Below are 12,236 nucleotides of genomic sequence, written 5' to 3'. Positions count from 1 at the left end.
GCCGGCGTCTGTCTCGAGGGACAGCTCGCCGCGGCGAGAGCTCGGTGCCTCTGTGTGCACCGGCGTCGTGACCCGCGGCGAAATTCGCTCGCCCTCTTCCTGACCTCGACGGTGCTCGAGCTCGTCGACGGTGACGCGCTCGACGCCCCGCCGACTCACTTCGACAGGGTGTCGACGCTGAGCTTGCCGGTCGACTTGTGGAGCTCGTTCGAGCGGGCCTCCTCGAGGCCGCTCGTGCGCAGCACCCACATGTGCTTGGCGGCGCTGACGTCGTCGTCTTCGCGGGCGCGGACCTCGATGAAGTTGTTGCCCGGGGTCAGCGGGATGTCGGCGGAGAACTCGAGCTTGCCGTCCTTGGGGTTGGCGGCGGCCTGGTAGAACACCTTCTCGGCCTTGCCGAACAGGTCGCGCGAGGGGTTGACCACGGTGATGAAGACGTCGCGGACGGCCTCGCTGTCGGTGATGGTGCCGCTGACCTTCATGCGCTGGTCGGCGGTCTGGCTCGGGCTCTGGGCCAGGGAGATCCGCGGCGGGCTGATGGCGAACACGTCGGTGATCTTCGGCTTGCCGCCGCGCTCGCCGAGCTTGGCCTGGGCCTCCTTGACGAAGGCGAAGCGCTTGCCGTCGAGGTCGACGCGCAGCCAGCCGTCGGCCCGGCCGGTGACCTTGAGGCCCGAGCCGGGCTCGGCGCGGGCGACCACCTGGTCGGCGGCGAGCGGGCTCTGGACGAGCTCGCAGGTCTTCTCGCACGCGGCCGTGCCGGTCGCCGGGGCCACCGTGACCGTGCTCTGGGCCAGCGGGAAGTGCAGCTTCTGCGCCAGCGCCACGCCGATCTTGGCGTCGTGGGCCGACAGCTGCAGCTTGACCTCGCCCTCGGTCGGCGCCTTCTTGACCTCGAAGTCGAACTCGACGACGCGGCCGTCGCCGGTCGGCATCGCCTTGAGCTGTTCGCGGCCGGTGTGGAGGAACACCGCCTCGCCGTTCATGTTCTTGAGGTTGACCCAGGCGTCGAGCGCCTGGCCCTCGCCGGTGTTGCGCACGTGGACGCGCAGGCGCACGCGCTCGCCGACCTGCAGCGCGCCGTCGCCGTTGCCGTGGATGTTGGCGCCGGCCTTGGGGTCGTCGAGCAGCTGGTAGGCCAGCGAGAAGTCGGGGCGCGGGATGCCGGCGCTGCTGATGTCGATGAAGCGCTGCGAGTTGGGCGACACCGTCGAGCCGTGGCGGTCGAACAGCTGCAGCTCCATGCGGTCGGTGCGCGACAGCTCGTGCTCGTTGACGTTGACCTTGGCCGTCGCGGTGCGCGTCTGGCCGGGGTCGATGCGGCCGAGCAGCAGCTCGCGCTCGTCGAAGTACGAGTAGTCGGAGTCGGTGAAGGCGCGGACCTGGTAGGCCGGGGCGGTGCCCTCGTTGGTGACGCTGATGGTGACCGTGCCCGTCTCGCCGGCGAGGACGATGTTGTCCTTCTTGTCGGTCTTGACGGCCATGCGCAGCACGGCGCCCTTGCCGGCCTCCGGCGCGGTGCCGGGGCTCCAGTCGATGCCGCGCTTGGCGAACGCCTCGGTCAGCCGCTTCTCCTCGAGCGCCGTCTCCTTGGCGACGAAGTCGCCGATCTTGGCCAGGATCGCGTCGCGCGACGGCGACGGCGCCCACACCACGAGGTCGCGGGCCATGCGGATCTCCGGGTCCTCGAGCAGCGCGTCCACCGTCAGGTTGCCGGCCTTGTCGGTCTTGGCCGCGCGGACCTTGTCGCGCTCCTTCTGCTTGGCGGCCTCGGACTTGTCGTCGTTGCCGTCGTCGTCGGGGACGAAGGCGTTGCTGAGGAAGTAGAGCGGGCCGGCGGTGATCTTCTGCGACGGGTCGGCCTTGGTCGAGGTGAGGTGCGAGGCCAGCGACTCCTCGCGCACCAGGTCGAAGCGCTTGCGGCCGTGGTAGGCGACGAAGTCCTTGGTGACGACGACCGGGAGGGTCTCCAGGTCGGGGCTGACGCCGACCGACTGGATCGAGACGTCGCCGGGGGTGAGGTACTGGGCGATCGTCAGCTTGAGCGCGAGCTCCTTGTCGGCGACCTTGCGGTCGTGCAGCACCTGCACCGAGCCCTTGCCGAAGGTGCGGCGGCCGAGCAGGACGGCGCGGCCGAGGTTGCGCAGGGCGCCGGCGACGATCTCGGTCGCGCTCGCCGAGCCCTGGTCGATCAGCACCACCACCGGCACGTCGGCGAAGTCGTAGCGCTCGTCGGCGGTGAGGTCCTCGCGCGGGGCGCCCGGGCCGACGGTCGAGACGATCACGCCCGACTTGAGGAACGCGTCGGCGACCTCGACCGCGGCGGTGAGCAGGCCGCCGGGGTTGTCGCGCATGTCGAGGACGATGCCGCGCACGCCGGCCTTTTCGAACTCGGCCAGCTTGGCCCGCAGCTCCTTGCCGGTGGTCTGGGCGAAGTTGCGGTTGATCTGGACCAGGCCGACCTTGACCGGCTGACCCTCGTTGTTGACGCCCGGCAGCACGGTGCCGGTGACGCTGTCGAGGGTGATGACGTCGCGGGTGATGCGGAAGCGCTTGGGCTTGTCGACGCCCTCGCGGCGGACGTGCAGCGCCACCGCGGTGCCGGGCTCGCCGCGCATGTGGTCGACCGCCTCGTTCAGGGTCATCGTCACCGTCGACTCCTCGTCGATCTGGACGATGCGGTCGCCCGACTCGATGCCCGCCTTGCTGGCCGGGTTGCCGTCGATCACGCGGATCACCGTGATCATGCCGTCGCGCATGCCGACCTCGATGCCGAGACCGCCGAAGCTGCCCTTCGTGCTGGTCTTCATGACGTCGAACTCGTCGGGCCGCAGCAGGTTGGTGTGCGGGTCGAGCGTACCGAGCACGCCCTCGACGATCGCGTACTCGGCGTCGCGCCGGTCGTCCTCCGTCAGGGCGGTGTGGCGGGCGATGAAGCGGAACACGTCGCGCACGTGGGTGCCGACGGCCCACAGCGCGTCGACGCTGCCGAGCTCGAACTCCTGCTCGGCGGTGCCGACGCGGACCTTGACCCGCGTGGCCTTCTTGCCGCCGCCGAGCGGCTCGACGAGCACCTGCGGGATCGCCTGCTCGAGGCCCTCGAGGCCGGCGATCGTCATCCGATGCGGGTCGATGCGCTCGGGCTCGACGTAGTACTTGGCGACGTACCACAGGGTCCAGTCGAGGATCCGCAGGTCGGTGGCGTCGTAGGTCTGGGCGGCGGCGCGGGCCGGGGCGCGCGCCTCGCTGCGCTGGGCCAGCGCCTCGCTGTCCTGCACGGCGGTGAGCCCGAGCGCCAGGGCGAAGGAGCCGAAGACGATGGCCGGGGTGGAGGCCCGACCGAGTCGACCACGAAGCGGAGCGATCACGATCGCCAGTGTAGTGGGGGGAAACTGTGATGGCCACCGCGAGGCAGCCGGGCGCGTGTAGGCGGGCCGGCGGCGCGCGGTGGCGGCGCAGCAGCACGGCCGAAACCGCCGGCGGCGCCCCGGGGTCGCCGCCCGGAGGTCGCGCACGGGCGAACCTCCGCCGACCTGTCAAAGATGGCGAGCGGCGGCGTAGACTCCGCCCCGGCATGTCTCAACCGAAGCGCAGCTCGTCCGAGAAGTCCCCGCGCAAGGCGCCGGCGGTCGTCGATGTCGAGGCGCCCGCCGACAAGGCCCTGCCCGTCAAGGCCCCGCCGCCGGTCGCCGCGGAGCCCGAACCGCAGGACGAGGACGAGGACGAGGACGAGGTGTTGTCCGAGACCGAGCCGGCGACCGACGCCGAGCTCGACCTCATCGAGGCGGAGATCGGGGTCCGACCCGCCGAGCCGCAGGCCCAGGCCGCGCCCGTGACGGCGCTGGTCCGCCGCGACCCGATGGGCCAGTACATGGCCGAGGTCCGCCGCCACCCGCTGCTGACGCGCGAAGAGGAGCACGCGCTCGCGGTCCGGTGGGTCGAGGGGAACGACGCCGAGGCGGCCAAGCAGCTCGTGACGTCGAACCTCCGCCTGGTGGTGAAGATCGCCCACGAGTACAAGCGCGCCTACCAGAACCTGCTCGACCTGGTCCAGGAGGGCAACGTCGGCCTGATCCAGGCGGTGAAGAAGTTCGACCCCTACCGCGGGGTCAAGCTCTCGACCTACTCGGGCTGGTGGATCCGCGCCTACATCCTCAAGTTCATCCTCAACAACTGGCGGCTGGTGAAGATCGGCACCACCCAGAACCAGCGCAAGCTGTTCTTCAACCTGCGCAAGCAGGTCGACCGCCTCAAGCAGGCCGGCGTCGACCCCACGCCCGAGCGCATCGCCGCCGCCCTCGACGTCAGCGAAGCCGAGGTCATCGAGATGGACCGCCGGCTGTCGGCCCCCGACATGTCGCTCGACGCCCCGCTCACCGGCGGCGGCGACGAGGACGACGGCCGCACGCGCATGGACATCATCGAGGACAGCAGCGACGACCCGGAGGTCGAGGTCGAGTCGACCGAGTTCAAGGACATCCTGCACGCCAAGCTGCGCCGCTTCGGCGCGACGCTGTCGGGCCGCGAGCTCGAGATCTTCCGCGACCGCATCGTCGCCGACGAGCCGATCACGCTGCAGGAGCTCGGCGACCGCTGGGGCGTCAGCCGCGAGCGCGCGCGCCAGCTCGAGAAGCGCATGGTCCTGCGCCTCCGCGAGTTCTTGCAGGCCGAGCTCGGCGACGCGGTCCAGATCGCGCTGGGTCACGAATGAGCGCCGAGGCGCCGGGCAAGCTGGTGCTGGTCGGCACGCCGCTCGGCAACCGCGGCGACCTCAGCCCGCGCGCCCGCGAGGCGATCGTCGGCGCCGACGTGCTGTTCTGCGAGGACACGCGCAGCCCGCTGCGGCTGCTCGGCGAGGGCGCGACGCTGCCGCCGCGGATCAGCTGCTTCGTCGCCAACGAGGGCGAGCGGGTGGCGCTGCTGCTGGAGAATCTCCAGCGCGGCAAGGTGGTCGCGTACGTGTCGGAGGCGGGGCTGCCGGTGTGGAGCGACCCGGGCCTGCGCCTGGTCCAGGCGGCGGTCGAGGCCGGCTACGCGGTCGACGTGGTGCCGGGGCCGACGGCCGCGGCGGTGGCCCTGTGCCTCAGCGGCCTGCCGGCCGAGGACGTGCGCTTCCTGGGCTTCCTGCCGCGCGGCGGGCCGGAGCGCGCCGAGCGGCTCGAGTCGATCGCCCGCGAGCGCGGGACGGTGCTGCTGTACGAGGCCGGTAACCGCGTCCCGGCGCTGCTGCGCGACCTGGCGGCGGCGCTGCCCGACGCCGAGACGCGGCGCGTGGCGATCGGCCGCGAGCTGACCAAGCAACACCAGGAGGTCCTGCGCGGCTCGTTGGCCGAGCTGGCGCAGACGGTCGACGAGGCGCTGCGCGGCGAGGTGACCGTGGTGCTGGCGGGGACGCAGGAGCAGGTCGCGGGCGATCCGGTGCAGGACGCGACGCGGGCGCTGTGGCAGCTGGTGTGCGACCCGGGATTGAAGCCGCGCGAGAAGGCCAAGCAGATCGCGGCGCTCACCGGGCTCGAGGCGCGGGCGATCTACGAGCAGCTCGGGACGCTCCGCCGCGGCGGCGAGTGAGGCCGTCGGTCTCGACGAGCGCCGCGCGGGCGAGGCGACCCCGCCCATGATCGCGGGTCGCTGCCATGGCCGGTGACCGCGATGCGCACGAGGGCGATGCAGGGGCGCTGCGTCGAGCTCGAATCCGACAAATGCATGGCAGATCGTTTGCGCGCCGGATGACGATCGCGCTGGGCGCGGGATGGTCGCTGTTGCCGCAAGCGCCGCGATGCTCTACCAGGACATCCATGCACCCGACGCGTCCCGTATCGCTGGCTGCGCTGCAACCGGCCCCCAGCGAGGTCGCCCGCGAATCGGCCCCGCCCTGGCCCCCGCCGGCCCTGCGGGTCCGATCCGTTCCGCCGCCGTTTCCGGACCGGCCCGCCCTTAACTTCATCATGGCGTTCGCATTCGCCGGGCTCGCCATGATGACCGACGTTCCAGTGCTCATCGGCCTGCTCGCGGTGGGCAGCGGCGGGATGCTGATCGTGGCGATCCGCTCGCTGGCAGCGGCCTTGCGCGAGCGTCCTGCGCAGCTCTCGGCGCACGCCGAGCACAGCCGGCGCGCACACCTGACGTGGGCGAGGATCGTCGGTGCGGAGATCGTCGGCGAACGGCGCGGCAAGCACGGGGTCCTGGTCAATTACGAGATCGCGGTCCAGCTCGAGGTGTGGCCGGGGACGAACCCGAACGACCCGCACGGCCCGACCGTCCCGGCCCCGGTCTCGCATCACCTCGTCGTGCCGGCGAGCGTAAGCGCGAGCGTGGTGCCGGGCGCCTACCTCGGGGTGCTCCACGATCCCGTCGATCGTCGCGTCGTGGTGCAGAGCCTCGTCACCCGCGACGGCGCCCAGTTCCCACTCTGACGTGGCGGCTCGAGCGGCATCGCCTATTTAAACGAACATGTCCGGGCGGCCAGGGCCGTCCGGACATGTCTGAAGGGGCAGCTTCGGCTCAGAAGGTCAGCAGGAAGCGGAAGTAGCCCATGGCGCCGAACACGTCGCCCACGGCGTAGCGGCGGCCGACCTGGTCGATCACGTCGCGGCGGACCGGGTTGATCTCGTTGGGCTGGTCGACGAGGTTGGTGTCGCCGCCGAGGGCCGCCTTGCCGCGGCTGGCCGCGGTGATCAGGTGGCGGGTGTCGGTGGTCAGCGTGGTGCCGATCATCAGCATCGCGTACTTGTTGAGCTGGGCGTGCAGCGCGATGTTGAGGCCGAAGGTGGCGAAGTCCTGGATGTTGGTGATGCCGTTGAAGCGCTGGCAGCCGGCGCCGCCGGAGCTGCCCGTCACGCCGGAGCCGGACAGGGGGTCGCCGTTCTGCGGGTTGTCCTTGGCGTACTGGACCACGCTGTCGACCGCGCCGCGGTCGCACGCGAGGTTGGCCTGGCCGGGCTGGTAGGTGCCGACCAGCGCCGGGCTGTCGGCGAACAGCTCCCACGCCTCGCTGTAGCCGCGGCCGCCGTACTTGAGCATCGCCAGGCCGCGCAGGTTGAGCGCGACCTTCTGGCCCTTGGCCTTGCGCTCGAACGGCACGATCTCGGTGCCGAACGACACGCCGACGTTGGACTGCGGGTTGATGCGGTCCTGCGTCGGGCCGTAGTTCTTGAACTCGGAGTTGTTGGCGCGGATGGCCTGGTACCACCACGCGGTGAAGAACGGGTCGAGGAAGCGGTAGCGGCGGGACAGGGCCGTCCACACGCCGAGCTCGTGGGTGCCGCGGCCGACGCGGTGGTTGCCCGCGGGGTCGGCGTCGACGGTGTCGCGCGAGAAGGTCATCGGCTTGCCGACGGCGAAGCGACCCTCGAGGCCGATCACCCACTTCGGCATGTGCGACAGCCGGTCCTGGTTCAAGATGCCGATCTTCAGGCCGACGATCAGCTGGTCGAGGCCGTAGCGGTTGGCGCCCTTGAAGATCGTCTCGGTGCCCGCGCCGCCGAACGCGCCGAACGGGCTGGCCGCGTTCATCGCGTTGAAGCCGTCGCGCGGGATGATGCCGTCGCGGATCGTCGTGCTGTTGTCGTGCCGGACGCAGGTGGCCGGGTTGGTGCCGCTGGCCTCGTCGGCGTACACACAGGGCTCGGCCTTCTGGTCGAAGCCGTAGGTCCGCTGGTCGCTGACGACGATCGGCAGGGCCGCGTAGATGGCGAGGTCCTTGTAGAGACCGATCTCCATCGTCGGCGTGACCACGTGCCGCATCTGCCGGTACAGCAGGTCGCGCACCATGGTGCTCTTCGGGTTGTTCGGGTCACTCCACTCGCGGAGGATCGCCGCCTGCTTGAAGTTGAAGTCGTAGCCGACCCCGAAGTGGAAATCGAACTTGTTGTCGCCGTCGAAGGAGCTCGCCACTCGCGTGACCTCGGCAGCGTTCGCCGTGGGGGCAGCGAGAGCGACCGCGCCGAGAAGAGTCAGGACGGGCAGGAGGCGGCACAGTTTCCGCATAGGGAGCACCTCAAGAGGGGTCGCTGCACGCTACCAGCGCGCGGGCGGCAGCGTCAACATTCCTGGGCCGAAGCGGCCGGGCCAGCCACGATCCCGGCCGCGATTGCGGCACCGCAAGCCTCGTGCGCCGCGGTGAAAAACCCGGGAGAAAGGACCCTTTCGCTGCGGCCTCGACCACGTTTCCGGCCGCTCGGCGGCCCGCAAGGCCCCCAATGGCCGCGGACCCCGCGCGGCGGGCCCGGGCGCGGCGTGCGGGCGTGTGGGCGAGATCTGCCGCGAGCCTCGCCTCGCCCGGCCCCGGCTTCGGGGGTCGCCTCAACTCGCCGGCTGCGGCGGCGGACCCTTCGGCCCGCCCTCGTCCGGGCTCTCGCGCAGGCCGAGCTCCTTCATCTTGGACTGCAGGCTGCGCCGGCTGATGCCGAGGGCCCGGGCCGAGCGGGTGACGTTGCCGTCGGTCTTCGCCAGGGCCTCGCGGATCAGCGCCTCCTCGACCAGCCGCGAGCCGGCCTTGACCGCCTCCTTGAGGTCCTGCCCCAGGCTCGACAGCGGCAGCCGGATCTGGCGGTCGCCCGGCTCCGTCAGGCGGGTGCTCGATTCCGCGGCCGCCGGCGCGCTCGCGCCCGCCTCGCCGGCGTAGGCGTCCGGCAGGTCGTCCTCGTCGATCAGCGGCCCGGAGGCGAACAGCACCATCCGCTCCATCAGGTTCTCGAGCTCGCGGATGTTGCCCGGCCACGGGTAGCGCTCGAGCGCCGCCAGAGCCGCCGGGGTCAGGCCCTGCACGCTCTTGCCGAGGCGCTCGTTGCAGCGCTGCACGAAGTGCGAGACGAGGAACGGCAGGTCCTCGAGCCGCTCGCGCAGCGCCGGCAGGTGGATCGGCACCACGTTGAGCCGGTAGTACAGGTCCTCGCGGAACTGGCCGTCACGGATGAGCTCGTCGAGGTTGCGGTTGGTGGCCGCGATCAGCCGCACGTTGACGTGCAGGGTCTTGACGCCGCCGACCCGCTCGAACTCCGACTCCTGGATCGCGCGCAGCAGCTTGACCTGGATCTCCTTGGGGATCTCGCTGACCTCGTCGAGGAAGAGGGTGCCGCCGTCGGCCAGCTCGAAGCGACCGGCGCGCGAGCTGACGGCGCCAGTGAAGGCGCCGCGCTCGTGGCCGAAGAGCTCGCTTTCGACCAGGCCGCCGGGGATCGCGGCGCAGTTGACCTTGATGAACGGCTGGCTGCGCCGCGCCGAGCCGAGGTGCAGCGCGCGCGCCACCAGCTCCTTGCCGGTGCCGCTCTCGCCGGCGATCAGCACGGTCGTCGGGCTGGCCGCGACGGTGCCGACGATCTCCCGGATCGTCTGCATCGACGGCGAGCGGCCGACCATGCCCGCGGCGGCGCACGGGTCGACGATCTCGCCCGGCGGCGGGCTCGGCTGGATGCTCGGCCCGCTGCGCTCGCGCGTCGTGATCGCCTTCTGCACGATCTGGTGGATCTGGTCCTTGTCGAACGGCTTCTCGAGGTAGTCGAAGGCGCCGAGCTTGACCGCCTCGACCGCGCTGTCGATGCTGCCGTGCGCCGTCAACAGGATCACCGGCAGCCCGGGCTCGTGGACCTGCAAGGCCTTGAGCAGGCCCATGCCGTCGAGGTTGGGCATGCGCAGGTCGGTGATCACGACGTCGAAGGTCCCCGGCGGCGCGGCCCGGACGCGCGCGAGCGCGGCGGCGCCGTCGTTCTCGGCGTGGACCTCGAAGCCGAGCTGCTTGAGCAGCGCGCCGAGGACCTTGCGCAGGTTGGGTTCGTCGTCGACGAGGAGGATCCGGTGTTGTACTTGGGACAAGATGAACCTGTCTGAAGGGGCAGATGAGACTCGAGCGGAATTCGGCGGGCCTCAGGCCGGCGCCTCGGCGCGCGGCTGGGCGTACACGGGCAGGACGATCGTGAACTGGGCACCCCCGCCCTCGGGGGCGCTGACCTCGATGAGCCCGCGGTGATTCTCCACGATCCGCTGCTGATGGGCAGCCCCAGGCCGGTGCCCGCGGCCTTGGTGGTGTGGAAGGGGACGAACAGGTTGGCCAGCGCGCCGGGGGCGAACCCGGGCCCGTTGTCGCGGACCGTGAGGGTCACCGCGTCGCCGCTGCCGAGGCCGTGCCGGCGCAGGCCGAGCGACACGAACACCCGCCCCGGGGGGTTCTGGCCGGCCAGCGCGTCGAAGGCGTTGCGCAGGAGGTTGAGCAGGACCTGGCGCAGGGCCTCGGCGTCGCCGCGGACCGGCGGCAGGTTCGCCGCCTGGGTGATGGTGACCCGCCCGCGGGCGTCCTCGTCGAGCAGCCGCATGGTGGTGACCACGACCTCGCCGAGCACGACAGGCCCCATCTGCCCGGTGAAGGGCCGCGAGTAGGTGAGGAATTGGGTGACGACGCGGTTGAGCCGCTCGACCTCCTCGACGATCACGCCGAGGAACTCGCGGGTGGTCGGGTCGGCGTTCTGCAGCCCGGGCTCGACGACCTGGACGGCGCCCTTGATCGCGCCGAGCGGGTTGCGGATCTCGTGGGCCAGGCCCGCGGCCATCTCGCCGAGCGCGGCCAGGCGGTCGCGCTCCTTGCGCTGCTCGAAGACGGTCGAGTTCTCGATCATCACCGCCGCCTGGGCCACGACGCCCTCGAACAGCTCGACCTCCTCGCGCGAGAACGGCTCGAGCAGGCGCTCGTCGTCGACGAAGAGGACGCCGAGCAGGTGCAGCCGCGGCGGGCCGCCGTCGAGCTGCTCGCCCGCGAGGCCGCGGATAGGCAAGGCGAGGCTGGCGCCGACCTCGGCGAAGGTGTCGAGGCACTCGTCGAGCTCGGCCTTGAGCTCGTTGTTGGCCCGCTCGCGCTGGCGCTCGAGCACGTCGCGCAGCAGCGGGCCGCTCTGGCGCATGCGCTCGAGCAAGGGTCGCCGGGTCGCGAGATCGAGGCTCGACGGCGGCGTGGGCGCGCCGGTGTGCCCGCGCAGCCGCAGCGCCGAGCCCTGGCGATCGAGCAGGAACAGCGAGGCCCGGGTGACGCGCTCGGATCCGCGCAAGGTGTTCATGACGACGCGGACCATCTCGTCGGGATCGATGAGGTTGACGAGGCGCCGGCGCAGGCGGTCGAGCAGGGCCCGCAAGATGGTGCGGTCGTGGAACAGCCAGCTCTCGAGCCGGCGATCGAGCTCGTTGCGCAGCGGGTCGATGAGCACGAGCACGGCGAAGGAGGCGAGCAGGGTGTTGAAGACGAGCAGCATCGGCTCGCCGGCGAAGGTCCACGGGACCCACAGCACCAGCGCGGCGTACACGGCGGTGACCGTGATGACGAGCAGCGTCATGCTGGTGATCCGCGCCAGGATCTCCGGCAGGTCGAGCAGACGCTCGCGCGTCAGCGTCTGCGCCATGAAGTACAGGTAGACGGCGGTGGCGATCGGGCCGATGACGGGGATGCCCGGCTGGCCGAGCGCGAGCGCGATGAGGGCGGCGTAGAACAGGTAGCGCAGGCGCGGGCCGGCGGCGGTGCCCTCGGCGGCGCGAGCGGCTCGCCACATCCGCATGACGGCGAAGAACAGGCCGCCGACGACGTAGGTCGTGATGCTGATGTCGACGACGACCCACCACGGCTCGTCGGCGAGCTGCGGGAAGACCAGCGCGATGACCTGCAGCACCAGCAGCACGCCGAGCAGCGGCCCCTGCAGCGGGTTGCGCCCGGGCGCCGGACCGGCCGCGGGGAAGAAGCCCGAGAGGAAGCGGTCGGCCATCAGCGGCAGCAGGAGGCTCAAGGTGTCGGCCACCCACTGCGAGCGCGGCAGGCTCGGCAAGCCGGCGAAGAAGCGCGCGAGGTGAAACAGACACAGGCTGAGGCAGAACGCGAAGAAGCGCGAGAACTGGACCCGCTCGCGGTCGCGCAGGTAGACGCTGATGCCGATCGCAGCGGCCACGGCGGCGGCGAGCAGCGAACTCAGACTGGCGTAGAGGTTCGACCCGGACACGCGGCGCAGATGGTAGCAGCGCGCCCGCGAGGCGAGTCGGGGAACCGACTTGCGCGCTCCGGCCGCAGACGCCGCCGGGGGGCCGCCAGGGCCGCGCGGATCATTGTTCAGGCCGCAGGGGCCGGCCGGGTCGCGGGGACGAGGTCTCGGCCGGGCGGCGGACGAGGCCGGTCGCTCGGCCTCGTCACGCGCGTGAGCATCGCCGGGCGGTCATCGACGGTCGGGTTGAACGATCTTCAGCAGCGACCGGAGGACGAGAGGCCTCGC

At 71.4% G+C, this 12,236-nt stretch carries 7 protein-coding genes; 3 read left to right on the top strand and 4 right to left on the bottom strand.

Features of this window, described 5'->3' with window-relative positions; genetic code table 11:
* Positions 1-155 precede the first annotated feature (155 nt).
* Entirely contained in the window at positions 156-3,368 is a 3,213-nt protein-coding gene (locus OV090_RS18505; RefSeq protein ID WP_267705090.1) for an MXAN_5808 family serine peptidase, read from the bottom strand.
* A 206-nt stretch (positions 3,369-3,574) separates the two neighbouring features.
* Between OV090_RS18505 and OV090_RS18500 the strand changes: the two genes are divergently transcribed.
* From OV090_RS18500 to OV090_RS18490, 3 genes are all read left to right on the top strand, one after another.
* Complete coding sequence (locus OV090_RS18500; protein WP_267705088.1) at positions 3,575-4,711, top strand: RNA polymerase factor sigma-32; 1,137 nt, start codon at positions 3,575-3,577, stop codon at positions 4,709-4,711.
* Positions 4,708-5,568 carry a 16S rRNA (cytidine(1402)-2'-O)-methyltransferase gene (gene rsmI, locus OV090_RS18495; RefSeq protein WP_267705086.1) on the top strand — a complete coding sequence of 287 codons (861 nt, stop codon included), beginning with the start codon at positions 4,708-4,710 and terminating at the stop codon, positions 5,566-5,568. The genes OV090_RS18500 and rsmI overlap by 4 nt, the downstream gene beginning before the upstream one ends.
* A gap of 377 nt (positions 5,569-5,945) precedes the next feature.
* The gene (locus tag OV090_RS18490; protein ID WP_267705084.1) at positions 5,946-6,413 is read left to right on the top strand and encodes a hypothetical protein; all 468 of its coding nucleotides are present in this window, start codon (positions 5,946-5,948) and stop codon (positions 6,411-6,413) included.
* A gap of 88 nt (positions 6,414-6,501) precedes the next feature.
* On the opposite strand, the gene OV090_RS18485 is transcribed toward OV090_RS18490, so the two are convergent.
* The 3 genes from OV090_RS18485 to OV090_RS50740 all read right to left on the bottom strand — a co-directional run bounded on the left by OV090_RS18485 (position 6,502) and on the right by OV090_RS50740 (position 11,969).
* The gene (locus tag OV090_RS18485; protein ID WP_267705082.1) at positions 6,502-7,893 is read right to left on the bottom strand and encodes a hypothetical protein; all 1,392 of its coding nucleotides are present in this window, start codon (positions 7,891-7,893) and stop codon (positions 6,502-6,504) included.
* Between the two features lie 408 nt (positions 7,894-8,301).
* Positions 8,302-9,741: a sigma-54 dependent transcriptional regulator gene (locus OV090_RS18480; protein WP_267707128.1), complete on the bottom strand. Its 1,440-nt coding sequence runs from the start codon at positions 9,739-9,741 to the stop codon at positions 8,302-8,304.
* Positions 9,642-11,969 carry a GAF domain-containing sensor histidine kinase gene (locus OV090_RS50740; protein WP_267705080.1) on the bottom strand — a complete coding sequence of 776 codons (2,328 nt, stop codon included), beginning with the start codon at positions 11,967-11,969 and terminating at the stop codon, positions 9,642-9,644. The genes OV090_RS18480 and OV090_RS50740 overlap by 100 nt, the downstream gene beginning before the upstream one ends.
* Positions 11,970-12,236 lie beyond the last annotated feature (267 nt).

The sequence above is a fragment of the Nannocystis sp. RBIL2 genome (assembly GCF_026626745.1).
Lineage (GTDB): Bacteria > Myxococcota_A > Polyangia > Nannocystales > Nannocystaceae > Nannocystis.
The sequence above is the reverse complement of the archived record's forward strand: the minus strand, read 5'-3'. Positions and strand labels throughout refer to the sequence as shown.